The organism is Pseudomonas sp. EggHat1 (genome assembly GCF_014892995.1).
GTDB classification, from domain to species: domain Bacteria; phylum Pseudomonadota; class Gammaproteobacteria; order Pseudomonadales; family Pseudomonadaceae; genus Aquipseudomonas; species Aquipseudomonas chaetocerotis.
The window spans coordinates 62,628-89,061 of record NZ_JACKQK010000016.1 but is presented as its reverse complement, the minus strand read 5'-3'; the positions used below and the strand labels follow the sequence as shown (position 1 = coordinate 89,061).

Annotated in this window: 27 protein-coding genes; 13 read left to right on the top strand and 14 right to left on the bottom strand. The window is 64.3% G+C overall.

All coding sequences use genetic code 11. The annotated features are described in order from the left end of the window. Nucleotides 1–6: 6 nt before the first annotated feature. Nucleotides 7–1,446, bottom strand: coding sequence for an alanine/glycine:cation symporter family protein (locus INS93_RS21205; protein ID WP_192985425.1), 1,440 nt, complete (start codon nucleotides 1,444–1,446; stop codon nucleotides 7–9). A 159-nt stretch (nucleotides 1,447–1,605) separates the two neighbouring features. Here INS93_RS21205 and INS93_RS21200 point away from each other — a divergent pair, with 159 nt between their 5' ends. Then, on the top strand, nucleotides 1,606–2,424 hold the full coding sequence (locus INS93_RS21200; RefSeq protein ID WP_192985424.1) for a helix-turn-helix domain-containing protein: 819 nt from the start codon (nucleotides 1,606–1,608) through the stop codon (nucleotides 2,422–2,424). 4 nt (nucleotides 2,425–2,428) lie between these two features. Here the strand turns inward: INS93_RS21200 and INS93_RS21195 are convergent, their stop codons facing one another. Genes INS93_RS21195 through INS93_RS21185 form a run of 3 tightly spaced genes read right to left on the bottom strand, consistent with a single transcriptional unit; the run spans nucleotide 2,429 to nucleotide 4,192 of the window. Then, nucleotides 2,429–3,100 carry a GNAT family N-acetyltransferase gene (locus tag INS93_RS21195; RefSeq protein WP_192985423.1) on the bottom strand — a complete coding sequence of 224 codons (672 nt, stop codon included), beginning with the start codon at nucleotides 3,098–3,100 and terminating at the stop codon, nucleotides 2,429–2,431. Then, complete coding sequence (locus tag INS93_RS21190; RefSeq protein ID WP_192985422.1) at nucleotides 3,100–3,540, bottom strand: GNAT family N-acetyltransferase; 441 nt, start codon at nucleotides 3,538–3,540, stop codon at nucleotides 3,100–3,102. The genes INS93_RS21195 and INS93_RS21190 overlap by 1 nt, the downstream gene beginning before the upstream one ends. Nucleotides 3,541–3,559: 19 nt before the next feature. Next, nucleotides 3,560–4,192, bottom strand: a complete 633-nt coding sequence (locus INS93_RS21185) for an FMN-binding negative transcriptional regulator (RefSeq protein WP_192985421.1) — start codon at nucleotides 4,190–4,192, stop codon at nucleotides 3,560–3,562. Nucleotides 4,193–4,289: 97 nt separating this feature from the next. On the opposite strand from INS93_RS21185, the gene INS93_RS21180 reads away from it, so the two are divergent. Then, entirely contained in the window at nucleotides 4,290–5,756 is a 1,467-nt protein-coding gene (locus INS93_RS21180; protein WP_192985420.1) for a PLP-dependent aminotransferase family protein, read from the top strand. A gap of 123 nt (nucleotides 5,757–5,879) precedes the next feature. Here INS93_RS21180 and INS93_RS24830 read toward each other — a convergent pair whose 3' ends face one another. Next, nucleotides 5,880–6,008: a hypothetical protein gene (locus tag INS93_RS24830; RefSeq protein WP_256667064.1), complete on the bottom strand. Its 129-nt coding sequence runs from the start codon at nucleotides 6,006–6,008 to the stop codon at nucleotides 5,880–5,882. 13 nt (nucleotides 6,009–6,021) lie between these two features. Continuing rightward, nucleotides 6,022–7,446, bottom strand: a complete 1,425-nt coding sequence (gene aspA, locus INS93_RS21175) for an aspartate ammonia-lyase (RefSeq protein WP_192985419.1) — start codon at nucleotides 7,444–7,446, stop codon at nucleotides 6,022–6,024. 249 nt (nucleotides 7,447–7,695) lie between these two features. Here aspA and INS93_RS21170 point away from each other — a divergent pair, with 249 nt between their 5' ends. After that, the gene (locus INS93_RS21170; protein WP_192985418.1) at nucleotides 7,696–8,601 is read left to right on the top strand and encodes a LysR substrate-binding domain-containing protein; all 906 of its coding nucleotides are present in this window, start codon (nucleotides 7,696–7,698) and stop codon (nucleotides 8,599–8,601) included. Nucleotides 8,602–9,046: 445 nt separating this feature from the next. Here the strand turns inward: INS93_RS21170 and INS93_RS21165 are convergent, their stop codons facing one another. Together INS93_RS21165 and INS93_RS21160 are read right to left on the bottom strand one after the other, a co-directional pair. Further along, the gene (locus tag INS93_RS21165) at nucleotides 9,047–10,141 is read right to left on the bottom strand and encodes a polyamine ABC transporter substrate-binding protein (protein ID WP_192985417.1); all 1,095 of its coding nucleotides are present in this window, start codon (nucleotides 10,139–10,141) and stop codon (nucleotides 9,047–9,049) included. 115 nt (nucleotides 10,142–10,256) lie between these two features. After that, nucleotides 10,257–11,285, bottom strand: coding sequence for a histone deacetylase family protein (locus INS93_RS21160; protein ID WP_192985416.1), 1,029 nt, complete (start codon nucleotides 11,283–11,285; stop codon nucleotides 10,257–10,259). Nucleotides 11,286–11,594: 309 nt separating this feature from the next. Here INS93_RS21160 and INS93_RS21155 point away from each other — a divergent pair, with 309 nt between their 5' ends. From INS93_RS21155 to INS93_RS21140, 4 genes are read left to right on the top strand one after another with little or no spacing between them, the layout of a single operon-like run. After that, entirely contained in the window at nucleotides 11,595–11,909 is a 315-nt protein-coding gene (locus INS93_RS21155; protein ID WP_224490501.1) for a PepSY domain-containing protein, read from the top strand. A 10-nt stretch (nucleotides 11,910–11,919) separates the two neighbouring features. Further along, a complete protein-coding gene (locus tag INS93_RS21150) occupies nucleotides 11,920–13,197 on the top strand; it encodes a sialidase family protein (RefSeq protein ID WP_192985415.1) in 1,278 nt (425 codons plus the stop codon). Beyond that, nucleotides 13,190–13,789, top strand: coding sequence for a hypothetical protein (locus tag INS93_RS21145; RefSeq protein WP_192985414.1), 600 nt, complete (start codon nucleotides 13,190–13,192; stop codon nucleotides 13,787–13,789). The genes INS93_RS21150 and INS93_RS21145 overlap by 8 nt, the downstream gene beginning before the upstream one ends. After that, nucleotides 13,786–15,822, top strand: coding sequence for an LTA synthase family protein (locus tag INS93_RS21140; protein ID WP_192985413.1), 2,037 nt, complete (start codon nucleotides 13,786–13,788; stop codon nucleotides 15,820–15,822). The genes INS93_RS21145 and INS93_RS21140 overlap by 4 nt, the downstream gene beginning before the upstream one ends. A 196-nt stretch (nucleotides 15,823–16,018) precedes the next feature. Here INS93_RS21140 and INS93_RS21135 read toward each other — a convergent pair whose 3' ends face one another. The 3 genes from INS93_RS21135 to adhP form a co-directional block, all read right to left on the bottom strand. Beyond that, complete coding sequence (locus INS93_RS21135) at nucleotides 16,019–17,011, bottom strand: AraC family transcriptional regulator (RefSeq protein ID WP_192985412.1); 993 nt, start codon at nucleotides 17,009–17,011, stop codon at nucleotides 16,019–16,021. 81 nt (nucleotides 17,012–17,092) lie between these two features. Further along, a complete protein-coding gene (locus INS93_RS21130; protein WP_192985411.1) occupies nucleotides 17,093–17,887 on the bottom strand; it encodes a hypothetical protein in 795 nt (264 codons plus the stop codon). 118 nt (nucleotides 17,888–18,005) lie between these two features. Further along, the gene (gene adhP, locus INS93_RS21125) at nucleotides 18,006–19,028 is read right to left on the bottom strand and encodes an alcohol dehydrogenase AdhP (RefSeq protein WP_192985410.1); all 1,023 of its coding nucleotides are present in this window, start codon (nucleotides 19,026–19,028) and stop codon (nucleotides 18,006–18,008) included. A gap of 276 nt (nucleotides 19,029–19,304) precedes the next feature. Between adhP and purE the strand changes: the two genes are divergently transcribed. The 6 genes from purE (at nucleotide 19,305) to INS93_RS21095 (ending at nucleotide 23,258) form a co-directional block, all read left to right on the top strand. Further along, entirely contained in the window at nucleotides 19,305–19,796 is a 492-nt protein-coding gene (gene purE, locus INS93_RS21120) for a 5-(carboxyamino)imidazole ribonucleotide mutase (protein ID WP_003242109.1), read from the top strand. A 148-nt stretch (nucleotides 19,797–19,944) separates the two neighbouring features. Continuing rightward, on the top strand, nucleotides 19,945–21,030 hold the full coding sequence (locus INS93_RS21115) for a 5-(carboxyamino)imidazole ribonucleotide synthase (protein WP_192985409.1): 1,086 nt from the start codon (nucleotides 19,945–19,947) through the stop codon (nucleotides 21,028–21,030). Between the two features lie 54 nt (nucleotides 21,031–21,084). Further along, entirely contained in the window at nucleotides 21,085–21,849 is a 765-nt protein-coding gene (locus INS93_RS21110; RefSeq protein WP_192985408.1) for a substrate-binding periplasmic protein, read from the top strand. Between the two features lie 64 nt (nucleotides 21,850–21,913). Next, on the top strand, nucleotides 21,914–22,159 hold the full coding sequence (locus INS93_RS21105; RefSeq protein WP_192985407.1) for a GlsB/YeaQ/YmgE family stress response membrane protein: 246 nt from the start codon (nucleotides 21,914–21,916) through the stop codon (nucleotides 22,157–22,159). A gap of 64 nt (nucleotides 22,160–22,223) precedes the next feature. Further along, the gene (locus INS93_RS21100; protein ID WP_192985406.1) at nucleotides 22,224–22,760 is read left to right on the top strand and encodes a DUF3299 domain-containing protein; all 537 of its coding nucleotides are present in this window, start codon (nucleotides 22,224–22,226) and stop codon (nucleotides 22,758–22,760) included. A gap of 18 nt (nucleotides 22,761–22,778) precedes the next feature. Then, nucleotides 22,779–23,258 (top strand): FAD/FMN-containing dehydrogenase, encoded by a 480-nt coding sequence (locus tag INS93_RS21095; RefSeq protein WP_192985405.1) that lies wholly within the window; start codon nucleotides 22,779–22,781, stop codon nucleotides 23,256–23,258. A gap of 124 nt (nucleotides 23,259–23,382) precedes the next feature. On the opposite strand, the gene INS93_RS21090 is transcribed toward INS93_RS21095, so the two are convergent. From INS93_RS21090 to INS93_RS21080, 3 genes are all read right to left on the bottom strand, one after another. Next, nucleotides 23,383–24,282: a D-hexose-6-phosphate mutarotase gene (locus INS93_RS21090; RefSeq protein WP_192985404.1), complete on the bottom strand. Its 900-nt coding sequence runs from the start codon at nucleotides 24,280–24,282 to the stop codon at nucleotides 23,383–23,385. Between the two features lie 99 nt (nucleotides 24,283–24,381). Further along, complete coding sequence (locus tag INS93_RS21085) at nucleotides 24,382–25,758, bottom strand: TRAP transporter large permease subunit (RefSeq protein WP_192985403.1); 1,377 nt, start codon at nucleotides 25,756–25,758, stop codon at nucleotides 24,382–24,384. Next, nucleotides 25,751–26,296 (bottom strand): TRAP transporter small permease subunit, encoded by a 546-nt coding sequence (locus INS93_RS21080; RefSeq protein ID WP_192985402.1) that lies wholly within the window; start codon nucleotides 26,294–26,296, stop codon nucleotides 25,751–25,753. Before INS93_RS21080 ends, INS93_RS21085 begins: the two co-directional genes overlap by 8 nt. Nucleotides 26,297–26,434: the final 138 nt, after the last annotated feature.

Sequence of the window (26,434 nt, the reverse complement as noted above, 5' to 3'; positions counted from 1 at the left end):
GTCAGATCAACGCTGGTAGACGCGATCACCGATTTCCGCCTGGTCGGCGGTTTTGCCTGGCTGACTGCCCCAGACGGCAGGGTCGAGATCCAGGTCAGCGAACTGCTTGGCGTCGAGCACCGGCGATTCGACACCCGCCTTGATCTGGCTATCGTAGTCGCGCATCAGGCGCAGGCCCACCTTGAACAGCAGCGCCAGAGCGATGAGGTTGCAGATCGCCAGCAGGCCCATGGTCACGTCAGCGAAAGCGAACACGGTGCCCAGATCCTGCACCGAGCCCCACAGCACCAGGCCGACCACCAGCACGCGGTAGATCATCACCGGGCCGCGCTTCTGACTGAAGAAGCCCAGGGCGTTCTCACCCAGGTAATAGTTGTAGATCAGCGTGGTGAAGACGAACAGCAGCAGCGCCAGACTGACGAACACCCGGCCCCACTCACCGACAACGGCTGCGACGGCACTCTGGGTCAACACCACACCGGCCTGCTCCATGCCCGGCTGATACACGCCGGACAGCAGAATGATCATCGCCGTGCAGCTGCACAGGATCAGGGTGTCGATGAACACACTGAGCGACTGCACGATGCCCTGCGCGGCCGGGTGCTTGACCTCGGCCACCGCAGCCACGTTCGGCGCACTGCCCAGACCAGCTTCGTTGGAGAACAGGCCGCGCTTGACACCCATGATGATGGCCGCGCCGATGCCACCGGCGAAGGCCGGCTCGAGGCCGAAGGCGCTCTTGAAGATCAGGGCGAAGGTGGCTGGAACTTCGCTGATGTTCAGACCGATCACCAGCAGTGCCATGGCCAGGTAGGAGAACGCCATGACCGGCACCAGCACGTCGGCGAACTTGGCGATGCGCTTGATGCCACCGAAGATGATCAGACCGATCACCACGGTCAGGGCGATGCCGCTGGCCAGGGTCGGAACGCCGAAGGTGTCGTGCAGCGAGCTGGCGACGGTGAAGGACTGCACGGCGTTGAAGCCGAAGCCGAAGGTCACCAGCAGCAGGATCGACACGACGATACCCAGCCAGCGCTGGCCAAGGCCGTGCTGGATGTAGAAGGCCGGACCACCGCGGTAGCCGCCATCGGCCTCGCGACGCTTGTACAGCTGCGCCAGCGAGCACTCGAAGTAGCTGGTGGCCATGCCGACCAGGGCCACGACCCACATCCAGAAGATGGCGCCCGGACCGCCGAGCATGATCGCCACCGATACGCCGGCGATGTTGCCGGCGCCCACGCGACCGGCAACCGACAGCATCAAGGCCTGGAACGAGCTGAGCTGGCCCGGCTGACGCTGGAAGGCCTCGCTGAAAATGCGGAACATGCTGCCGAAGTAGCGGAACTGGACGAAGCGTGAGGCGATGGTGAAGAACAGGCCGAGACCGATCAGCATCACGATCAGCAGCTTGCTCCAGATGAGGTCATTGAGAAGATCGAGCATGGAGGCTTTCTCTCTTGTTGTTCTGAATGGGAATGCGCCGCGCCTGGCGGGTGGCGCAATCTTTGGTGAAGGCGCCGCGCGGGACAATTTCGCAGGTCGCGGCGATCTGATGCGAGTTGATGCTAGAATCGCGTCATTCGCATCAGCTGGAGCGGCCATATGTCCGATTCCCTCGGCAGCAATCTGAAATTGCTTTGCAGCCATTACCGCTCGATTGCCGAGGTGTGCCGCAAGCTGTCGATCAACCGTGCGCAGTTCAACCGCTACCTGGCAGGGCAAAGCCGGCCGACCACGCACAACCTCAAGCGCATCTGCGATTTCTTCGGCGTCGAACCCTTCGAGCTGGCCATGCCGGCCGAGCAGTTCACCCGCCTGATCGGCGCACGCAGCGGCGATGCGCAGCAGCAAAATGGCAGCGACCCGCTGCTGGACCTGTTCGCCCCACTGCGCCGTCAGGCCAGCCCGATGGAGCGCTACTGCGGCTACTACTTCGAATACTCCAACTGCATGTCGGTGCCGGGGCACGTGCTGCTGTCTCTCGTGCACCTGCGCGAGGAGCGCGGCAACTACCTTTTCGAGCGCCAGGAACGCCAGGAGCGCCAGGAACCCACACGCGGCGGCAGTGAGGACTGGGTGCGCTGTCGCTACCTGGGCACGGCGTTCTTCCTGCAGGACCGCCTGTTTCTGGTGGACTACGAGTCGCTCACCGGTAACGAGATGAGCCAGACCATCCTGATCCCCAGCTTCAAGAGCCGCATCATCCGCCTCAACGGCATCAAGACCGGCGTCTCCAGCGGAGACCGCCGCACACCGGCCTGCACCCGCGTGGTCTGGCAGTACCTGGGTAACGAGATCAACCGGGTCAATGCCTATCGCCAGCTGATGCTCTACGCCCCCGATGACCCACGCATCGACGACGACATCCGCCAGCGCCTGGGCGGCGCACAGCTACGTGACGGGTTGTTCGAGATGGAGTAGGGCGTTACCCCCGCAGCGCCTCCAGGCGCTGCTTCTGCCGCGCCGTCTCATCGAAGTTGTCCACAGCCAGCCAGCGCTCGAAGGCCTCGCGGCAGGCCGGCCATTCCCCGTCGATGATGGAGAACCAGGCGGTGTCACGATTCCTGCCCTTGCGCACCATGTGCTGACGGAACAGCCCTTCCTGGGTGAAGCCGAAGCGCTCGGCGGCGCGCAGCGAGCGGGCATTGGCCGCGTCGCACTTCCATTCGAGGCGGCGATAACCAAGATCGTCGAAGGCATGTCGCGCCAGCAGATAGACTGCTTCGGTCGCCCCTGGTGTGCGCTGCATCGGCGCGCCGAAGGCGACGTGACCGATCTCGATGCTGCCGTCCTGCGCGGTGATACGCAGGTAGCTGAACACCCCAAGGGCGCGGCCGCTGGCCAGGTCGACCACCGCATAGAACAGCGGATCGCGGCTCTGCGCATTGCCGGCCAGCCAGGCATCGAAGAGGCCACGTTCGGTAAAGGGGCCGTAGGGCAGATAATCCCAAAGTGCCGGGTCCGGCCCCTGCAACGCACGCCACAGATCATCACCATGACGCCCGACATCGAGCCCCTCGAGACGAACGAAGCGGCCCTGCAGCACGCGCTGGTCCGGTGTGGGACGGGGTTGCCAGTGAGCGAGATCGCTGTTCATTAGAAGAGCTTCCTGTACTGGATGAAGCCGGAGCGGTCGCCGATTCGGTCGTAGAGCATACGCCCCTGGTAATTGTTTTCCTGGGTCAGCCAGTGCACGCGGCTGGCACCGGCGGCACGGGCATCGGCGTAGACATGCTCGATCAGCGCGCGGCCGATGCCGCCACCGCGAATGTGCTCGGCGACGAACAGATCCTGCAGGTAGCAGTAGTCACCACGCGTCCAGCAACTGCGGTGATAGATGAAGTGCACCAAACCGACCGCCTCGCCGTCCTGCCAGGCCAGGGCGGCGTGCATCGGCTCGGCCGGGTCGAGAAAGCGCTGCCAGGTGAGGGCGCTGGTCTCGGCTGGAATCTCGGCCTGGTAGAAGCGCTGGTAAGCCTGCCAGAGCAGCAGCCAGGCGGCGTGATCGGCAGCGGTGACAGGGCGAATGTCGCGCATGTGGGCATTCCTTTGATGGTCAGTCGGTGGGATTCATCTGCACCGCCAGTTCATGGTCACGCGGCGCGGTTGACGTCGTCAGGCCGGCACGGACACCAGCCTGGTCTGCCTTGGAACGGTTCTGGCTGAGCTTCCACTTGCCCTCTAGCCTGCAAATCGGCAGGGCAAAACCGACAATGGCGCGCAACATGGCGTCGATGTAGTTGCGTGGCGCATCGCTGACCGCCCAGGGCTGTGGGCGCCCTTGTTCGTGGCGCTCGCTGAGGCGGCTGACCAGCTCGAGCAGGCGCTCGGGATCATCGAACACCTCGGCCTGGCCCCAGGCATGCACGGCGATGTAGTTCCAGGTCGGCACCACCTTGCCGTGCTCGGCCTTGGCCGGGTACCAGCCAGGATGCACATAGGCGTCAGCGCTGCTGAACACCACCAGCGCCTCGGCCCTAGCGGCCAGGTCGCGCCAGTGCGGATTGGCGCGGGCGAAGTGGCCGTAAAGAGTGCCGAACTCGCCCTCACCAGGCTCAAGCAGCAGCGGCAGGTGACTGGCCTGCAGGCCCTGCTCGCCAGTGCTGGTCAAAATGGCCAGGCCACTGGCCTGAATCTGCGCATGCAAGGTGGCAAGGTCGTCCTGGCGGAAGGCGGCGGGGCAGTACATGACGTTTTCTCCTGGCGTGATGGGGCCATGCTAGGCAGGATATTGGCCTGACGTAAGATCCATTCCTTATGACTTTGATAGAGCCAATCTGCTGATCATGAATCGCTCGTCCGCCTTGCCATTCGATCTTTCCGGCATTCATCTGCAGCCCGGCCAGGGCCTGGCGCGCCAGCTCTACCAGGCCTTGCGCGAGCGCATCCTCGACGGTCGCCTGGCCGGCGGCACACGCTTGCCTGCCAGCCGTGAGCTGGCCGCGCTGCTCGACATCTCGCGCAATACCGTGACCCGCGCGCTGGACCAGCTGTATGCCGAAGGATACGTAGCCGGGCGGGTTGGCGATGGCACCTATGTCGCCGAGCTGACGCGCAATCGCCCTGTCGCAGTAGCAGCCGTCACCCCAGCAACCGCCAGCCCGGCATTGCAGCTGTTACACGACCACCACCTGGCGATGCCCACCGAGGGCGCACCGCGCGCCTTTCGCATCGGTATACCGGCCTTCGACCTGTTCCCCTTCGAGACCTGGGCACGCCTGCAGGCACGCTTCTGGCACAAACCCTCGCCAGCACGGCTGGGCTATGGCGATCCGGCCGGTGACATGCAGTTGCGCGAGCTGATCGCCGCCTACCTGCGCAACAGCCGCGGCCTGACCTGCGAGGCACAGCAGATAGTGATCACCTGCGGCTCGCAGCAGGCCATCAGCCTCTGCGCGCAATTGCTGATTCAACCGGGCGACCGTGTGGCCATTGAAAACCCCGGCTACCGCGCGGCGGGCCATGCCTTCGCCATGGCCGGCGCGCAGCTGTGCGGCGTTTCGGTAGACGGCGAAGGTCTGGACGTCGCCGCCCTGCAGCGCCTGAATGATTGCCGCCTGACCTATGTCACGCCCGCGCACCAGTACCCCACCGGCGTCACCCTGTCACTGCCGCGACGCCTGACATTGCTGGAGTGGGCCAAGCGCGTGAACGGCTGGATCATCGAGGACGACTACGACGGCGAGTACCGCTACAGCGGTACGCCGCTCGCGCCGCTGGCAGCGTTGGACGAGCAGCAGCGAGTGATCTACATCGGCACCTTCGGCAAGCTCGCCTTCCCGGCGCTGCGCCTGGGCTATCTGCTGCTGCCGCCAGCGCTGGCCGAGAGCTTCGCGAGGCGCCAGGCGCTGGAGATGCGCCATTTGGAGGTCGGCACCCAGGCGGTGATGGCCGAGTTCATCGCTGCCGGGCACTTCCAGCGCCACGTGCGGCGCATGCGTCAGGCTGCGCGCAGCCGACGCGACGCCCTGATCGAAGCCTGGCCGCAGGTAATTCCCGGGTGTTCTTCTTTACCGGCCGTGGAAGCCGGCCTGCACCTGTGCATCAGGGTCGAGAGCCTTACGCGTGAACGCGAGCTGATCGGCGCTGCGCGCGCAACCGGCATCGAGATGAACCCTCTGAGCGATTACTGGCTGCCAGGCAGCGAGACGGCCGAGGACGCCCGCGCCGGACTGGTGCTGGGATTTGCTGCAGTGCCGGAGGCGCAGATCGTCGAAGCGGTGCAGACGCTGCGCCGGGCGTGGAAGCTGTAACCCAGGCCAACAGACGGTGCGCACGGCGCACCCTACCCCCAATTGAATGGCAGGCAAAAAAAAGGGATGGCCAAAGCCATCCCTGAAGGTTGAGGCTGGTGAAGGCCTCCTATGAACAGGTTGTCAGCTGCGCGGGCGGGCTTGCACCTGGCTCGCCCCGGTGTAGAAACCACCCAGGCCCGGCCAGAAGCGCCGTGGCGGATGCACCGTACGGAACAGGAACCGGACGTTAGGCGTCGTTGTAGGCTGCATGATGGTTCTCCACTCAGGGCTGCAAGGGCACGAGACGCGGGGCGATCATGTTCTCAGGGCGCAGGATGTCGGCCAGCGTGGCTTCGTCCAGCAGTTGCTCCTCGCGTACCAGCTCCAGCACGCCGCGCCCGGTTTCCAGGGCGACCTTGGCGATGCGGGTGGCGTTCTCGTAGCCGATATAGGGGTTCAGCGCGGTGATCAGGCCAATGGAGTTTTCCATCAGCTCACGGCAGCGCGCCTCGTTGGCGGTGATGCCGTCGATGCACAGCTCGCGCAGCATATCCATGGCGCGAGTGAGCAGGCGGATCGAGTCGAAGATCTTGTAGGCGATCAGCGGCTCCATCACGTTCAGCTGCAACTGGCCGCCCTCGGCTGCCATGGTTAGCGCCAGGTCATTGCCGATCACTTCGAAGGCCACCTGATTGACCGCCTCGGGGATCACCGGGTTGACCTTGCCCGGCATGATCGAACTGCCCGGCTGACGGGCCGGCAGGTTGATCTCGTTGATGCCGGTACGCGGGCCGCTGGAGAGCAGACGCAGGTCGTTGCAGATCTTCGACAGCTTGACCGCGGTGCGCTTGAGCATGCCGGAGAACAGTACGAAGGCGCCCATGTCGCTGGTGGCTTCGATGAGGTCGGCAGCCGGGGTCAGCGGATGGCCGCTGATGATGGCCAGGCGCTTGACCGCCAGGGCCTGGTATTTCGGGTCGGCATTGATGCCGGTGCCGATCGCGGTACCGCCCAGGTTCACCTCGGTGAGCAGGGTCGGCGCCAGCAGTTTCAGGTGTTGCAGGTCTTCGCCGAGGGTGGTGGCGAAGGCGCGGAATTCCTGGCCGAGGGTCATCGGCACGGCGTCCTGCAGTTGGGTACGACCCATCTTCAGCACGTGGCCGAACTCCAGGCCCTTGGCGGCGAACGACTGGATCAGCTTGTGCAGTGCGCTCAGCAGGCTGTCGTGACCGAGCAGCAGGCCGAGGCGGATGGCGGTCGGATAGGCGTCGTTGGTCGACTGCGCCATGTTCACGTCGTTGTTCGGGTGCAGGTGCTGGTACTGGCCCTTCTCATGACCCATGGCCTCGAGGGCGATGTTGGCGATCACCTCGTTGGCATTCATGTTGGTCGAGGTGCCCGCGCCGCCCTGGATCATGTCGACCACGAACTGCTCGTGGAACTCGCCCTGGATGATACGCGCGCAGGCGGTGCTGATCGCCGTGTGCTTGGCGGCGGACAGGTGGCCCAGCTCGCGGTTGGCGTCTGCCGAGGCCTGCTTGACCATGGCCAGGCCGATCACCAGCTTCGGGTAGTGCGACAGCGGCACACCGGACAGGCGGAAGTTCTGCACGGCGCGCAGGGTCTGGATGCCGTAATAGGCATCGGCAGGGACTTCGAGGGTGCCGAGCAGGTCTTTTTCGACGCGAACAGATGCAGCAGAGGACATGATAGCGATGGCTCTTGGGAAGTACGGCGAGTGCCGCGATGCCCATAGAATAGGGGCTCCGACCGTCTCGCTACCAATGCCGTTACTTGCTGACCTATGCACAATCGGCATAATGTGGATGTGACGTCGGCCGCCGTTGCGGCGTACATGACCGCCGTGGGAGGGGCTTCAGCCGCGACCGCTCGCCGCTGAAGCGCCTCCCACGGTTCGCGCCCCATCTACCGAGTCGTCTTTCCTCGGGAGCCTGCTATGAACCTGGAAATAAAATGGCTGGAAGATTTCGTCGCCCTGGCCGGCACCCGCAGCTTTTCCCAGGCTGCGGAAAAGCGCTTCGTCACCCAGCCGGCGTTCAGCCGACGCATCCGCAGCCTTGAGGCGGTGCTCGGCCTGACACTGGTTGACCGCTCCTGCACCCCCGTCGAACTCACCGAAGCCGGCCGGCTGTTTCTGGTCACCGCGCGCAGCCTGGTCGAACAGCTCGGCGAGGTGGTGCGCCACCTGCACAACCTGGAAGGTCAGCAGGGCGAAATGCTGTCGATTGCCGCCGCTCACTCGCTGACCCTGGGCTTCTTCCCCGAGTGGATCGCCCGCCTGCGCCGCGAAGGCCTGCCACTGACCACACGACTGGTAGCGACCAACGTCGGCGAAGCGGTGCACTCGTTGCGCGAAGGCGCCTGCGACCTGATCCTCGCCTACTACGACCCCGACGCGGCGCTGCAGATGGACCCGGCGATCTTCCCCTCGCTGCACCTGGGCGCCACCTCGATGTTGCCGGTGTGCGCGGTGAACGAGTCCGGCGCGCCGCTGTACGACCTCGACAATGGCCAGAGCGTGCCGCTGCTGGCCTACAGCGCCGGCGCCTTTCTCGGGCGCTCGGTCAACCTGCTGCTGCGCCAGCGCGCGTTGCGCTCGACGACGGTGTACGAAACCGCCATGGCCGACAGTCTCAAGAGCATGGCCCTGCAAGGCATGGGCGTGGCCTGGGTGCCACGGTTGTCGGTCACCGCTGAACTGGCCCGTGGCGAACTGGCCATCTGCGGCGGCGAACACTGGCAGATCCCGCTGGAAATCCGCCTGTACCGCTGCGCCCTGGTGCGCAAGGCGGCGGTGCGTTTGCTCTGGCGCAAGTTGGAGACGGGGGAAGTGGGCAGCTGAGCTTTCGGCTAGGGTGCGCTGCGCGCAGCGGCTCTCGCGGGAAATTTGATCGTTCCCACGCTCCGCGTGGAAACGCAACCCAGGACGCTCTGCGTCCGTCACAGCCACCAACTCCGCCACACATGACGCAGAGCGTCACAAACGCAGGTGCCCACGCAGAGCGTGGGCACCATCGGTACAGAGGGCATCGCGTTCTGCAGGAGCGGCTGGGGCGACATTGCGCTTCAGCCGCGAGCTTTTCATTGATCGTTCCCACGCTCCGCGTGGAAACGCAGCCTAGAACGCTCTGCGTCCGTCACAACCACCAACGCCGCCACACATGACGCAGAGCGTCACAAACGCAGATGCCCACGCAGAGCGTGGGCACCATCGGTACAGAGGGCATCGTGTTCTGTAGGAGCGGCTGGGCGGCATTGCGCTTCAGCCGCGAGCCTTTAGCGACGAATCACTTACCCGATTTGATCGACGTCCACGCCCGCGTGCGCACACGCTCGATCTTCTGCGGCAGCGGCTGCACCACGTACAGCGACTTCTGCAGCTCCGGTGTCGGGGTCAGGTCATGGTCGTCGGCGATATCCGCACCCACCAACTCCATGCCCGGCACGTTGGGGTTGGGGTAGCCGAGGAAATCGCTGATCGGCGCGATCACCTTGGGTTCGAGCAGGTGGTTGATGAAGGCGTGGGCTTCGTCCGAATTATTCGCGCTCTTGGGGATGGCCCAGGTGTCGAACCAGATCGGTGCGCCCTCTTTCGGCAAACGCCAGTTGATCACCACGCCGTTGCCGGCTTCCTTGGCGCGGTTGGCGAACTGGTAGAAGCTGCCCGAATAACCGATGGCCACGCAGATGTCGCCGTTGGCGATGTCGGTCATGTACTTGGCCGAATGAAAGTAGGCCACGTACGGTCGCACTTTGAGCAGCAGTTCAGTGACCTTGTCGTAGTCGGCCGGGTTGGCGCTGTTGGGGTCCAGGCCCAGGTAGTGCAAAGCGATGGGGATGATTTCGGTGGGCGAGTCGAGCATGGCCACACCGCAGGATTTCAGCTTCTCCATGTACTCGGGTTTGAACACCAGGTCCCAGCTGTTCACCGGCGCATCGTCACCGAGCGCAGCCTTGACCTTGTCCGGGTTGTAGCCGATCAGCACGGTGCCGTACATGTAGGGCACGCCGTATTGGTTGCCGGGGTCGTTCTTCTCCAGCAGGCCGAGCAGTACCGGGTCGAGATTCTTCCAGTTGGGCAGCTTGGACTTGTCCAGCGGGGCGAATACGCCCGCCTTGATCTGGGTCTCGAGGAACTGGTTGGAGGGGATCACCAGGTCGTAGCCGGAGTTGCCAGTGAGCAGCTTGGCCTCCAGCGCCTCGTTGGTCTCGAAGGTGTCCCAGGTGATCTGGATGCCGGACTCCTTCTGGAAGTCCTTGGGCACCTCCGGGAGGATGTAGTCGGCCCAGTTGTACACGCGCAGCTCCTTGGCCTGCACTGCGCCGCTGAGCAGGGTGGCGCCGCACAGGGCGGCGCCAAGCATCTGTTTGATGGCTTTCATCGTTTCTCACCCCTGAAGTGTCGTTGTTAGTTTTTCGTAGGGTGGATGGCGCTTTATCCATCCACCGGACTGGAGCTACAACGGTGGACGAAAAAAGCGTCGTCCACCCTACGCGCTACGCGCCCTCGAAGCCTTCCAGCACGTTGACCGCGTTGACGCCGATGGCCTCCACCGCGTAGCCGCCTTCCATGATGAACAGCGTCGGCAAGCCGAGCGCGGCGATGCGCCGGCCCATGGCCAGGTAATCCGGGCTGTCGAGCTTGAACTGCGAAATCGGATCTTCCATGTAGGTGTCCACGCCCAGCGAAACCACCAGCACGTCGGCGCCGTAGTCGGCGATGCGCTGACAGGCCTGCTCCAGCGCCGCGTTCCAAGTGTCCCAGGAGCTACCCATCGGCAACGGGTAATTGAAGTTGCAGCCCTCGCCAGCCCCTTCGCCCAGTTCGTCGGCATAACCGAGAAAGAACGGGAATTCCTCGGCCGGGTCGCCGTGGATGGAGGCGAACAGCACGTCGCTGCGCTGGTAGAAAATGTCCTGGGTACCGTTGCCGTGGTGGTAGTCGACATCGAGGATGGCGACTTTCTTGCGACCCTGGTCGAGGAAGGCCTGGGCGGCGATGGCGGCATTGTTCAGGTAGCAGTAGCCGCCCATCACGTCGCCAGCGGCGTGGTGGCCTGGCGGACGGCACAGGGCGAAGGCACTGTGGGCGCCGCTGGCGATCTCGGCCTGCCCGCTCAGCGCAACCTGCGCAGCGCTGTAGGCGGCCTGCCAGGTGCCGGCGGTGATCGGCGCGCCGCCATCGAAACTGTAGTAACCGAGCTGGCCGTGCAGATCGTTGGGGATCATCCGGCGCAGGGTGCGTGCAGGCCAGGTGAACGGCAGCAGGTCGCCCTTGCCGCCCTGCTCCTGCCAGCGCGCCCAGGCGCCCTTGAAGAATTCCAGGTAGGCCTTGCTGTGGATGCGCTCGATGGGCGCCAGGCCGAAATCCTTGGGCGCGCGGACTTCGCCGAGCTGGCGAGCCTTGACGCGCGCAAGGATGTGATCGGCGCGCTGCGGCTTCTCGAAGCAGGGCATCAATTGCCCGTCGATCAGCTCGCATTTGCCGTGGTGCAGGTGGTGGTCGTCGCTGTAGTAGGTGAGCATGCAAAGCGCTCCAGGCTCGTTGTTGTGCCTGCATTGTTCGCCCGCTGGCAGCGAATCGAGAACGCTGGCAACGGCCAAAAGGGGATCGAAATGGCCAAAAAATGGACGAGAGCGGTTTTTTAACAGCGCGCAGCGACGCTGCCCGCCGGGTCGCCGCCAGGTAGGGCTGGCCATGAATCTCCCCACCACCCACGGCGGATAAATGTAACAACCCGTGATGCTTAAGCTTTCCTTAAGCCTGGCGGCCGATGGTGGCAACCTGCCTGGGGCCAACCCCCGAACCATCAGCCACGCCAAAGGATGCCGAGCATGTCGACACCGGCCCGCCGCCCCGTTCGCGCCCTGACGATGCTCGCACTGCTTGCACTATCCAGCGCCGCACTCGCTGATACCGACTGCGCTCGGCAAGACCGCAGCGCCTGGATGCCCGAGTCGCAGTTCCGCGAGCAGATGAAGCGCCAAGGCGTGCAGATCACCAAGTTCCGCATCACCCCCGGCAATTGCTACGAGATCTATGGCTTCGACCGTGACGGCCGCAAGCTGGAGATCTACTACGACCCGGTCGATGCCCGCCCGGTAGAAGAAGTCGCCAGCTCGCACCCGACTTCACCCAGACACCCCTGAACCACCGAACATGACCTCGACCCTCAAGACCTGCACCCTGCTGCTGGGCGCTGCCACGGTGTTCGCCTGCGCCTGGTTCGGCGCTGCCCCGCACGCACTGGCGCCCTTCGCCAGCCAGCCACCGATGCCGGCCGATGCGCCACCGGCCAGGGCAGCTCACTTCGCCTCCTCCGATCTGGAGGATTTCGTCCATTCCGCCTCGATCACCGGCCTGCCCGGCGGCGATCTGATGGCAGCCTGGTTCGCCGGTACTCGCGAAGGCGCCGCCGACGTACAGATTCGCGCCGCGCGCTTCGATGCCGCCAGCGGCCAGTGGAGCACCGAGCGTGTGCTGGCCAGCCGCGAGTCGACCCAGCGCGCGGTCGGCAAGCACATCCGCAAGCTGGGCAATCCGGTGATCAGCCTGGCTCCGGACAACCGCCTGTGGCTGTTCTACGTCTCGGTGTCGCTCGGCGGTTGGGCTGGCAGCGCGATCAACGCCATGGTTTCCGACGACCTTGGCGAAACCTGGTCGGCGCCCCGGCAACTGATCACCAGCCCCTTTCTCAATATCAGCACGCTGGTGCGTGCCGCGCCGGTATTCCACGCCGACGGCAGCATCGGCCTGCCGGTGTATCACGAGTTCCTCGGCAAGTTTCCCGAGTACCTGCACCTGAGCGCGAAGGGCGAAGTGCTGGGCAAGTACCGCATCGGCAAGGGGCGAGATTCCCTGCAACCGGCCGTGGTGGCGCTGGACGAACGTCGCGCCGTGGCCCTTTTGCGCTATGCCGGCGAGGAACATCACCGCGTGCTGGCCAGCTACAGCGAGGACGCCGGGCGCAGCTGGAGCCATCCGCAGCCGGTCGAGCCGAGCAACCCCAACTCGTCCCTGGCGGCGGTCAGCCGCCCGGATGGCAGCTTGCTGGTGGCGATGAACGACCTCGAAGATGGGCGCTTTCGCCTGACCCTTTATGCCACCGACGCCAACCTGGCCAACTGGCGCACTCTCGGCGAGCTCGACGAAAGCCCCAACCCCTGGGGCGAACCGATTGCGCAAGACGAATTCCCGGCCGTGGTCAGTGAAAAATTCCGCGCCAGCGGCGGCAAGCCGGAACAGCAGGCGCAGTTCCTCGAGCGGGTGAGCGAGCGCATGTGCAGCGCCGAGGGCTGCACCTTCGACTACGAATACCCCTATTTCACCCGTGACCGCGAAGGCACTTACCACCTGGTGTATTCGTGGAACGACATGTTCATCAAGCACCTGAGCTTCAACGAGGCCTGGCTCTCGGAGCGCCGCCCACATGACTGATTTCTGGCTGCCGCATCTGGCCTTCACTCTGCTCGCATTCCTGATCTTCGCGCGCCTGACGCGCACTGCGACGCAGCGCGGCATCCTGCTGGCGGGTTGCCTGCTGCTCAGCCTGGCGCCGGTGCAGGGCATCAGTCTGGCACTGCAGTTGCGCACCTATATCGGCGACCTGTCGGTGGCCAGCCTGGTTCTGCTTGGCTGGGCGACGCTATGCCATTTTGGCCTGTCGCACGCCGGCGCCCGTGATCGCCTGGCCAGCCTGGCGCTGTTTGCCGGCCTGGCCGTGCTGCTCTACCCGGCGGCGCTGGGCCTGAGTTATGCCGACCCGTACCAGCTCGGCTTCGAGCCCCGCCCCATGTTGTTGGTGCTCGGCCTGTTGTGCGCGGTGCTGATCCTCCAGCGCAGCTGGCTCGGCGCCCTGACGCTGGTGCTGGCGACCCTTGCCTTCGCCCTGCGCCTGGGCGCTTCGGAAAACTACTGGGACTACCTGATCGACCCCTACCTGGCTCTATACAGCTTCGGTGCGCTGCTTCTGGCAGGCGGACGCTGGATGCTGATCCGGCTTTCGACTCGTACAAGGAACCTCGCATGAGCTGGCTGAAATCCCGCCGCCTGCATTACCTGGCAGGCCTCACGGCGCTGCTGTTCGTGCTCTTCGCCGCCTTGCGCGGACTGTTTCTGCTGGGCTTTTCGGCTGTCGAAAGCATCAGCGAACCGGACGTGCTGCGTACCCTCGGTATCGGCCTGCGCTTCGACCTGCGCCTGGCCCTGCTGCTGATGCTACCGGTGGGTATCCTGCTGGCGCTACCCAGGGTGCGCCTGGCGCGTTTTCGCGCGGTGCGCTGGCTGCTGCGCGGCTATCTGCTGCTGGCCGTGGCCGCGCTGGGCCTGCTCTACATTATCGATTTCGGCCACTACGCCTACCTGGGTGTGCGCCTCAACGCCACGGTGCTGCGCTTTGCCGGTGATGCGCAGATCTCCACCGGCATGCTCTGGCAGACCTACCCGGTGCTGTGGATAACCCTGGCCTGGCTGGTAGGCGTGGCACTGTGGTCATGGGCGCTGCTGCGACTGGAGCGCGCCACCCTGGATCGGCCGCACGCACAACGAGTCGGCATATTGCCGGCAATCGGCGGCGCGGCAGTGGTCAGCGTGCTGGTGTTCTTCGGCCTGCTCGGCCGTGCCAGCGCGCTGAACCTGGAGAACCCGGTGCCGCTGCGCTGGAGCGATGCGTTCTACAGTGGCAACAGTCAGGTGGGTGCGCTCGGGATCAACCCGGCGCTGTTTCTCTTCGACACCCTCAAGCTCGAACCCAGCGCTTTCGATGAGACGGCCACGCGTGCGCATTACGACGTGGTGGCCGATTATCTGGGCGTCAGCGAGCGCGATCCGAACGCGCTGAACTTCTTTCGCCACCAGCCAGTGCAGGCGCATCGCATCCAGACCGAACGCCAGCCCAACGTGGTTTTCGTCATGCTCGAATCCCTCGGCACCAGCGCCGTGGGCGCCTACGGCAACCCGCTGAATCCGACGCCGAACCTCGATCGTCTGGCCAGGGAAAGCTGGTTCTTCCGTCACTTCTACGTGCCAGTCACCGGCACTGCCAAGACCGTGTGGGCGAGTATCACCGGCATCCCCGATGTATCGCGCCAGGAGACAGCGACGCGCAACCCGCTGATCGCCCGTCAACGCACGCTGATCAACGCGCTACCAGGCTACGAAAAGTTTTACATGATCGGCGGCAACGCCGGCTGGGCCAACATCAACGCGCTGATCCGCCAGAGCATCGACGGCGTTCAGCTCTATGAGGAACGCCACTGGCAGTCGCCGCAGGTGGACGTGTGGGGCATCTCCGACCTGGATTTCTTCAAGGAGAGTTCGCGCATCCTTGGCGCACTGCCCAGGGACAAGCCGTTCTTCGCTTACCTGCAGACCTCCGGCAACCACCGCCCTTTCACCATTCCCAAGGACAACGACGGCTTCGAGCCACTCGACCTGCCGCTGGAACAGGTACAACAGGCCGGCTCGCGCAGCGTCGAGCAATACAACGCGGTGCGCCTGCTGGACTTCAACATCGGGCGCCTGATGGAGTTGGCCAAGGAACAGGGCTTCTACGACAACACCATTTTCGTCTTCTTCGGCGACCACAACACCCGCATCAGCCAGATCCCGCACATGGCGCCGGCCTTCGAGCAACTGGGGCTGGAGAGCAACAACGTGCCGCTGCTGATCCACGCACCGAAATGGCTGACACCGCGTGAGTTCGACGAGGCCGTGGGCCTGGCCGACCTATTGCCGACGGTGGCCGGACTGGTCGGCGTGCCCTTCGATAACGGCGGCCTCGGCCGCGACCTGCAACTGCCGGCGCCGGAAGGCGAACGCGTGGTGCCGCTGGTGCTGCAGGAAGGCACCTTCCCGGTGATTGGCGCGGTGACCCGTGACTTCCTCGTGCAGATGCAGCACGACGGCAGCTCGCCGACCTTGCACGACCTGCGTTCGCCAACGCCGCGCGACAACGTCGCCGAGCGTCACCCGGAAGAGTTCCGGCGCCTGCTGGCGCTGAGCCGCGGCTTGCATGAAGCAGCGCGGTTACAGATGTACCGCAACGTGCAGGCGGAGGAATGAGCGATACCTGTGGGAGGCGCTTTAGCGGCGAGCTTTTATCGCGGCTGAAGCCGCTCCTACGGTTTCAGTGATCGCCCGGTATCACACATCGCCCGCAAGCGGGCTCCTAAAGGGAGAGTCGGGCATTCCGTAGGAGCCGGCTTGCCGGCGATCCGTCACCCAAAGGCCCGCGCCAGTGCCCCGAATTACATCCGGGCTACGCGCGAAAGCGGCTCGGCGGCACGCCGCTCCAGCGCTGGAAGGCATGACGGAAGCTGGCGGTCTCGCTGAAGCCGAGCACCTCGGCGATGCGGTACACCGGCCATTGCTCCTCGCTGAGCAGCGCCTTGGCGCGCTCGAAGCGCAGCTCGTCGAGCAAGCCCTGGTAGCTGGTGCCCAACTCCTGCAGGTGACGACGCAGGGTGCGCGGCGAGCAATGCATCTGCTGCGCCAGGTTCTCCAGCCCCGGCGGCTCGGCCAACTGCGCGGCGAGCAACTGGCGCACCCGCTCCAGCCAGGCCTGGCGGCTGCTGAACTCGGCGTTGAGGCGACGGCAGCGCTCCACCATGTCGCCGTGGGTGACGCTATCGGCCAGCGGCAGTCGGCGCTCCAGCAGTGCAGCGGGAAAAGCGAAGGCGTTGCGCTGGGCCTCGAAACGCAGCGGACAGGGAAAGCTGCGTGCATAGCGCTTCACGTAGCGCGGCTGGGCATAGGTGAACTCGGCGCCCTCCAATGGCAAGGGCTGGCGCAGCAGTTCATCACCGATCAGTTTCAGCGAGGCCAGGCACATCTCCACGTTGAACACCTCCAGCGCCTCGGCATCGCGGTAACCGCTGGCGCAGATCCAGGCCAGCTCGCCTTCCACCTGCAGGTCGAGGCGAAAATAGGTGCCGAGCAGCGCCGGGTACTGCAGCAACAGACGCCAGGCGTCACCAAAGGTGGCAGCCGACAGCGCAGCGTAACCAAGCAGCCCATAGGAGGAAACATGCAGGCTGCGCCCCAGGTCGAGCCCCAGATCAGCACGCAGGGCCAGGGCATTGGCGCAGACCTGCAGCTCCTGCACCCGGGTGATGCGGGCATCGGCATTGTCCAGATCAGCCGCACCAATGCCGCTCCCGGCCAGCAAGTGCGGGCGTAACTCGGGCTGCTCGGCGAAGCGTTGCAGGATCAGGGAAACCACATGCAGGGTGGTCAGTGGAGCGTGCAGCATGATGCGTTCCGTATGCGTGATTACACAAAGGAACGCAAGAAATATGCCGCGAGACGGCGGGCCGCAGCCCGCCGGGAAGGATCAGCGATTACGCAGAATCGCGTTGATGAAGTCGCCCTGATTCGGTTCGTCCTTGAGGGTGGTGAACTGCAGTTGGCCGTCCTGCTCGCGCAACTTCATGCTCTCGCCGAAGCGGCAGTCGATACCCTTGAGCGTCTTGGCCTCAGCCTTGTAGCGCTCATCCTTGCCACACAGGTAGGCCATCTGGTTGACCACTTCGCCGCAGAAGCTCGGCACGCTGAGACTCATCAGTTGCTCATCGGACATCGCGCTCCAGTCCACCTGGGTGCTCAGTGGGGTGGCGCAGGCCTCGGAGGCCTCACCGTCGATCTCCTGCAGGCGAGCGCTGTAATCGGCAACACGTTGCTCGCGGTCGAAGGCGGCGAGGCGCACCTGCAGCCCATCCTTCTCCTGCTTCTGGTACATCGCCAGGAGGTCCTTCGGCTTCAGCGCCTTGGTCTTGTCCTCGTTGTAGCTGAGCTCAAACCCTGGGGTGTTCGGCAGGTTGAGCTGGTAGCTCTCGCCGCTCCAGGCGCGGCGTTTGTTCAGCAGGTTGTAGTCGCGACCATCGAGACGGATGCCATAGTCACGCTGCTCGTTGCCCAGCTCACGGACGTCGGTGAGAAACACCACCTCGTCGAGCGGGTGATTGATGCCGCGAACCTGCACCAGCGCCTGCTTGCCGTCGGCGGAAGGGGCCAACGCCAGACTGACGCCCTGACCGGCGTCGAACACCTGCGGGTGCTTGGCCAGATCCAGCGCAGCAGCTTGAAGGGAAAGCAGGGAGAGGGCTACCAGCGAAACGTACTGTTTCATGACGACACGTCCTTGTTCGGATGAAGGACGCACAGTATAGCCCGCCGCTTGGCGGTGATCTGTGCGCCCGTCCGCGTCCGCTCTGTAGGAAAGTTGCCAATCCGTGACCTTTCCCGAATCAGAACTGCAGCACGACCCGCCCCTCGATCTGCCCACCGCGCATCTGATCGAAGATGCCATTGATGTTGTCGAGCTTGTCGCTGTGCACCGTGGCCTTGACCAAACCCTCGCCGGCGAAATCCAGCGCTTCCTGCAGATCCGCGCGAGTACCGACGATGGAGCCGGTGATCGTGATGGCCTTGAGCACCACATCGAAGATGGGCGTGGGGAAATCACCTGGCGGCAGGCCAACCAGCGCCACAGTGCCATGTCGGCGTGCCATGCCGATGGCCTGGCCGAAAGCAGCATTGGATACCGCCGTGACCAGCACGCCGTGAGCACCGCCGATATCGCGCTGCACCACCTCGGCCGGGTTTTCCTTGCGCGCGTTGATGGTCAGGCTGGCGCCGAGCTTGCGCGCCAGCTCCAGCTTGGCGTCATCGACGTCAACCGCGATGACGTGCAGGCCCATGGCGCGGGCGTATTGCACCGCAACGTGGCCGAGGCCGCCGATGCCGGAAATCGCCACCCACTGGCCGGGACGTGCCTTGGTTTCCTTGAGGCCCTTGTACACCGTCACGCCAGCGCAGAGGATCGGGGCGATTTCGAGGAAGTCGACATTTTTCGGCAGGATGCCGACGTAGTTGGGGTCGGCGAGCACGTACTCGGCATAACCACCGTTGATCGAATAACCGGTGTTCTGCTGGCTCTCGCACAGGGTTTCCCAGCCGGTCAGGCAGTGCTCGCAGCAGCCGCAGGCGGTGTATAGCCAGGGCACGCCGACGCGGTCACCCTCCTTCACCCGGGTCACGCCGCTGCCGACCGCCGCCACATAACCAACCCCCTCGTGGCCGGGAATGAACGGCAGGCTCGGTTTCACCGGCCAGTCGCCCTCGGCCGCGTGCAGGTCGGTGTGACAGACGCCGGAGGCCTCGATCTTCACCAGAATCTGCCCGGGGCCGGGCAGCGGGGTTTTTACCTCCTCGATACGCAGCGGCTCACCGAAAGCGTGGACGACGGCGGCTTTCATGGTCTGGTTCATGCGCGGTTCCTCTTGCATGCGAGTGTCTGACCAGTGTGCGCGCACAGCCCACCCCGGCATTGCCCCAGAGCAAGGTTTAGGCGGTTTTCCCCCTCTGCCACGCCTTGCATGACAAACGGTCATCGCCACTGCCCGACAGCAGTGGCTTTGCGTTATACTGCGCGGCCTTCGGCCGGCAGCACCCGGCCAACGAATCATGACAAGCCACGCTGGCCCGCCCGCGTGGCTTGTTGGTTTTTGACGCGCCGCGAGGCGCCCGAGAGAAGAGGCACTTTGATGAGCGCACTGGTTGGCGTGATCATGGGCTCCAAGTCCGATTGGTCCACCCTTAGCCACACCGCCGAGATGCTGGACAAGCTGGGCATTCCCCACGAGGTCAAGGTGGTCTCTGCCCACCGCACCCCGGATCTGCTGTTCCAGTACGCCGAAGAGGCAGAAGCACGTGGCATTCAGGTGATCATCGCCGGTGCCGGTGGCGCCGCTCACCTGCCGGGCATGTGCGCCGCCAAGACCCACCTACCGGTACTCGGCGTGCCGGTGCAGTCGTCCATGCTCTCGGGCGTCGACTCGCTGCTGTCGATCGTGCAGATGCCGGCCGGTATTCCAGTCGCCACCCTGGCCATCGGCAAGGCCGGCGCAGTCAACGCAGCCCTGCTCGCCGCCAGTATCCTCGGTCACCAGCACCCGCAGTTTCACGCGGCGCTGAAGCAGTTCCGCCAGGAACAGACCGATACCGTGCTGAGCAACCCGGACCCGCGCGAGGCCTGAAGCCCATTCCATCAGGGGCTGCGACACGGTGCATTTGAACGCTGTCCGCTGCTCGGAATGCTCATTTACCGGCGTAAACTCCGCTTCCTGCGCTGCGGGCAGCGTTCAACTGCTTGGTCTCGCCACCTGCTGATAAAGGGGCTTTGTTATGAAAATAGGTGTGATCGGTGGCGGCCAGCTGGGCCGCATGATGGCCCTGGCGGGCACCCCGCTGGGCATGAACTTCGCTTTCCTCGACCCCGCGCCGGACGCCTGCGCCCAGGCGCTCGGTGAGCATATCCGTGCCGACTACGGCGATCAGGACCACCTGCGCCAGTTGGCCGACGAGGTCGACCTGGTCACCTTCGAGTTCGAGAGCGTGCCGGCCGAGACCGTGGCCTTCCTCTCGCAGTTCGTGCCGGTTTACCCGAGCGCGCAAGCCCTGCGCATCGCCCGCGACCGCTGGTTCGAGAAGTCCATGTTCCGCGAACTGGGCATTCCCACCCCGGAGTTCGCCGATATCCAGTCGCAGGCTGACCTCGACGCCGCCGTGGCCAGCATCGGCCTGCCGGCGGTGATGAAGACCCGCACCCTGGGCTACGACGGCAAGGGCCAGAAGGTGCTGCGCAAGCCCGAAGATGTCAGCGGCGCCTTCGCCGAGCTGGGCAGCGTGCCGTGCATCCTCGAAGGCTTCGTACCCTTCACCGGCGAGGTATCGCTGATCGCCGTGCGCGCCCGCGACGGCGAAACGCGCTTTTACCCGCTGGTGCACAACACCCACGACAGCGGCATCCTCGCCCTGTCCGTCGCCAGCACCGATCACCCGCTGCAGGCACTGGCCGAGGACTATGTTGGCCGCGTGCTGGAAAAGCTCGATTACGTCGGCGTGCTGGCCTTCGAGTTCTTCGAGGTGGACGGCGGTCTCAAGGCCAACGAGATCGCCCCGCGCGTGCACAACTCCGGGCACTGGACCATCGAAGGTGCCGAGTGCAGCCAGTTCGAAAACCACCTGCGCGCCGTCGCCGGCCTGCCGCTGGGCTCCACCGCCAAGCTGGGCGAAAGCGCCATGCTCAACTTCATCGGTTCGGTGCCGCCGGTAGACAAGGTGATCAGCGTTGCCGACTGCCACCTGCACCACTATGGCAAGGCCTTCAAGGCCGGGCGCAAGGTCGGTCATGCCACCCTGCGGTGCGCCGATCACGCCAGTCTCGACGCGCGTATCGCCGACGTTCAGGCGCTGATCGCCGAAGACTGACCGGTCGATTCGCAGCTAGACTCTTGAACGACGGTGGTCGTTCAAGAGCCCCCCATGAAGCGTCTTCTTTCCTTGCTGCCTCTACTGTTCACGCTGACCTGCGTTGGCGCGTCAGAGGTGCTGCGCGTCGACTTTCGCGAACGGCCGCCGGAAATGCGAGCGGTCGACGGGCTGCCCAGCGGCCCGCTGATCAGCGTGCTGGAAACTGCCGCACACCGCGTCGGGGTAGACCTGCAGTGGCGTGAAGCACCCTTTCTGCGCAGCCTCGACGACCTTCGCTCCGGGCGAGTCGACCTGGTGCCGCGCGTATTGCTCACTCAACAGCGGCTCGAGTACATCCATTTCCTGCCCAGTATCGGCAATCAGCAACTGAACGTTCGCTTCGTCGTGCGCCCGGGGGACGAAGCCAGACCGAGCCGCTACGAGGATCTGTACGATCTGTCCGTGGGCGTCAAACGCGGTACAGCCTATTTCGAGCCCTTCGACAGCGATGACCTGCTCGATCGTGCCTATGCCAGCGACGACGCGCAGCTGGCCGCGATGTTCCGGGCCGGGCGCCTGGACACCATCGCAGTGATCGACGCCGTACCGATGGAAGCGCAATTCCAGGCGATTAACTTTCGCGACTACAGCTACGCGCACTACAAACACCAGCAGATACTGGGCAACCACTTCGGCGCATCGCTGAAACGCTACCAGAGCGACCGGCGCGAACTCTACGACCGCCTGGGCACTGAGCTCGAGCGCATGCGTGAGGAGGGCGAAGTGGCCCTGATCTACCGTCGTTATGGCGTTCTGCCGCCAGACGAGGCGAACTGATGGCCCATTGACCTGTCCCAAGCTGGTCTGCCGCACAAGCGGTACTCACCAAGGAGATACGCCAATGGGCATTATCGGTACCATTTTCATCGGCCTGATCGTCGGGTTGATCGCACGTTTTCTCAAACCCGGCAATGACAGCATGGGCTGGATCATGACCATCCTGCTCGGCATCGGCGGCTCCATTGCCGCCACCTATGGCGGCCAGGCGCTGGGCATCTACCAAGCCGGACAGGCCGCCGGTTTTATCGGCGCAGTGATCGGCGCCATCGTTCTGCTGGTAATCTACGGCGCGATCAGGAAGGGCTGACAGGCCCTGCTCAGGAGCCGATTTGTCGGCTCCTCGTTCACGCTGCCACGAGATGCCATACCCCATGCGCCACCTGTTGCTCACCCTGCTGCTCTGTACCGGTCTGGCCCACGCCGAACTGCCGGAAACCGACTGGCTCGACCTGATGCCCCCCGAAGACCGCAAGGCTCTCGAGGAAATGCCCGACATCAGTCACGACAGCCCCGAAGGCGACAGCACCTTCTACGGCGAAGGCGGCCTGCGTCAGCAGGACAAGGACCTGCCTGCGGTCATGTACTCCACCAAGACCGTCGCCGCACTCGACGGCAAGGCCATCCGCCTGGGGGGTTACCCGGTGCCGCTGGAGAACGACGAGAAAGGCAACAGCACGCTGTTCTTTCTGGTGCCCTACCCGGGCGCCTGCATCCATGTACCGCCACCGCCGCCCAATCAGCTGGTGCTGGTGCGCTATCCCAAGGGCATCGCGCTCGACGATATCTACGCCCCACTGTGGGTCAGCGGCGAGCTCAAGGTGGAGCAGGTCAGCAACGACCTGGCCGACGCCGCCTATGCCATGGAAGCGGGCGAAGTCCGCCTGGTAACTGACGAAGACCTCTACTGATCGCTCTGGAGCCCGCACATGAAAGCTGCCGCCCTGCTATTGCTGTGCCTGCTGTCCACCGCTGCACTGGCCCTGGAGCCCGGCGAGCGCCTGGTGCCCTGGACGCTGCTGGATCAGCATGACGCACCCTATACCCTCAACGAGCAGACCCGCGTGCTGCTGGTGGCGCGCGACATGGACGGCGCCAAGCTGGTCAACGCCGCCCTCGACGGCAAACCCAGGGGCTATCTGGAGCAGCGCCAGGCGGTCTTCCTCGCCGATATCAGCCGCATGCCCGGCATCATCGCCAGCCTCTTCGCCCTGCCGAAGATGCGCGACTACAGCTACCGCATCCTCCTCGACCGTGATGCGCGCATCGCCCCGCGTTATCCGGCCGGCGAGGGCGAAGTGCTGTGGCTGCAGCTCGATGGTCTGCAGATCGTCTCGCAGCAGGTTTTCAGCCGCGCTGACGATCTGCGAAAAGCCCTGGAGGCACAAGCAAGCACTGACAGTCAGTGAAGAATCAGAAGGCCGCTAAATGCCTTTCGTAGGAGCCCCCTGGGCGAAGCTTCCGGTTTGGCGGCGTACTTGCGATTCGCCGCGAGGCGCCGCTCCTACAGGTTCGGTGTATCGACACATGAAGCTAGTCAGTCAGCTCACTCGAAATACGCAACTCCAGGCGATGCCTTTCATCCGGCTTTAGCTGCACGACGTCTTCCAGCACATTGGCCGTTTCGATACACAACATGTTCTGCCAGGCGTCATCGGGAAACTGCGAGAGGCGCCTGGACTTGTCGATCCAGGGATTCCACAGCACGGCCGAACGTGAGCCGCGTGCATCCAGATGGATGCGCCGGCCCCAGCCGCGGTCGACGATACTCAGCCGCGCGGGCGTATCGAGGTAGATGCGATCGGTCTCGGCGCTGAATCCCAGTTCGCTCTGCTGACGCAGCTCCTGCCAGTCCAGCAGGGTGTCGAGGTAGCGACAGGCCTGCAGCCCCTCGACGCTGACCTGGCGCACGTCGCTGACGGCGAAGTAGCTGTGCAGTGCCTGGCTCAGGGTCAGGGGCGTGTCACCGCGATTGTGGGTTTCCAGGCTCATGCTGAGATCCTGCGCCAGACGCACGACGAAGGTCAGGCCGACGTCCCTGGGCCAGCCGTCCAGCGGCTGATTACGCGTGTCATAGGCAAAGCGCAGAGTGACAGTGTCGTCCTCCTCGTCGATGCCCAGCAGCTCCCAGTCCATCGCTCGCACCAGGCCGTGGGCCGGCGCCTGCTCCTGATGATAGTGCGCCTGCACGGCCTGCGGATTGCGCCGCAGGTCACCGAACCAGGGCCAGCACACCGGCACACCACCACGCACGCTTTGGCCACGTTGGTAGGCCGCATCCGGGCTTAGCCAGATCAGCGGCGGCTGCTCGCCCTGCTGGTAACTGAGAATCTGCGCACCCTGCTGGGCCACCAGCAATTCGCTATCAGCAGCACGGATGCGCCAGCAGACCAGTTGATCCAGTTCCACACGTTCGACTTGGGCGGTGCTCATGGCGACCTCTCGTTGAGATAGATGACAGACAGTGTGACAACGCAAAAAGCAAAACGCCCATCACGAGGACGGGCGTTTTGCCAAACCAGCCAGCAATGCTTACTTGCCGTAGACCTGTTCCGGCAGCCAGGTGATCAGCCCCGGGAAGATGTAGGCGATCACCAGCAGCAGAATCTGGATCAGGATGAACGGTACGACACCCTTGTAGATGGTGCTGGTCGGGATGCTCGCCGGCGTCACGCCACGCAGATAGAACAGCGCGAAGCCGAATGGCGGAGTCAGGAAGGAGGTCTGCAGGTTCAGCGCGATCATCACGCCGAGCCAGATCGGGTCGAGGCCCATGGCCAGCAGCACCGGGCCGACGATCGGCACCACCACGAAGGTGATCTCGATGAAATCGAGGATGAAGCCGAGCAGGAAGATCACCAGCATCACCAGGAAGAACGCACCGAGCACGCCGCCAGGCAGCTGGGCGAACACGTCCTCGATCAGCACCTCACCGCCGAAGCCTCGGAACACCAGGGAGAACAGCGAGGCACCGATCAGGATCATGAAGACCATGGCACTGATTTCGGTGGTGCCGTAAGCCACTTCCTTGAGCTGACCGAAGTTCAGCTTGCCTTTGCTGAAAGCCAGCAACATGGCGCCCACGGCCCCCAGTGCGGCAGCCTCGGTCGGCGTGGCAAAACCGGCGAGGATCGAGCCCAGCACCGCGCCAATCAGGATCAGCGGGGGTACCAGGGCTTTGATCAGCTTGCCCCACTCGATCGGACCCAGTTCTTCCTGGGGCAGCGCCGGTAGCTTCTTCGGCTGGAGGATGGCGACTGCGATGATGTAGACGATGTACAGACCAACCAGCAGCAGCCCGGGAATCAGCGCGCCGACGAACAGGTCACCGACCGACACGGTCTTCGGCGAGAAGATGCCCATCTTCAGCTGCGCCTGCTGATAGGCGCTGGACATCACGTCACCCAGCAACACCAGCACGATCGAAGGCGGAATGATCTGCCCCAGGGTGCCGGTAGCCGCCAGGGTACCGGTGGAAATGGCCGGGTCGTAACCACGGCGCAGCATGGTCGGCAGAGCCAGCAGGCCCATGGTCACCACGGTGGCACCGACGATACCGGTGGAAGCCGCCAGCAGAGCGCCGACCACGCACACGGAAATCGCCAGGCCGCCACGCAGGGTGCCGAACAGGCGCGACATGGACTCCAGCAAGTCCTCGGCCACCCGTGAACGTTCCAGCATCACGCCCATGAACACGAACAGCGGTACGGCGAGCATGGTCTGGTTGTTCATGATGCCGAACAGACGGTTCGGCAGAGCGCTGAGGTAACCGGGGTCGAAGGTGCCCGTGACGACGCCGATAGCGGCGAACAGCAGGGAAACGCCGGCCAGGGTGAACGCCACCGGGAAGCCGGCCATCAAGGCCACGCAAATACTGACGAACAGCAGAATCGCCATCAACTCAGCCATGTTTCACCTCCGGAGCCGGCAGGCGACCGCTGAAGACGTAGAGCGCCTTGATCATATTGGAAATACCTTGCAGTACCAGGCTGATGACCAGTACCAGGATGATGCTCTTCTGCAGATAGACGAACTTGAGGCCACCAGACTCGCTGGAAGCTTCCAAAGTCGACCAGGCGTTGCTGACGTAGTCCCAGCTGGCCCAGCCGAGGAACAGCGCGACCGGCAGCAGGAACAGCAGGTTACCGAGAATTTCCACCAGCGCCTGACGGCGACCGCTGAACTTCTGGTAGAAGATATCCACGCGCACGTGACCGTTGCGCTGCAGCACCCAGGCCGCTGCACCCATGAACACAAGTGCGTGAGCGTAAAGCACCGCCTCCTGCAGGGCTGTCGCACCGATACCGAAACCGTAACGCAGCACCACGACGATGGCGGTACCGATCACCAGAAATACCGTCAGCCAGGCGCAGGCCTTGCCGAACCAGCTGTTGAGCGCATCGATCAGGTATGCGAGAGCGAGGGGAAATGAAGGCTTGTCGGACATAGTGAGTCCTTTATCGTTATGAGTGTAGGAGACAGGACTGCAAGCCGGTTGGCTGCACATCACGCCGCCCGCGTCCTTGTGAGCCGCAGGCCGGCGATTCTAGGCAGGCTACCGGTAATGCAGCAATGCCCGTACAAC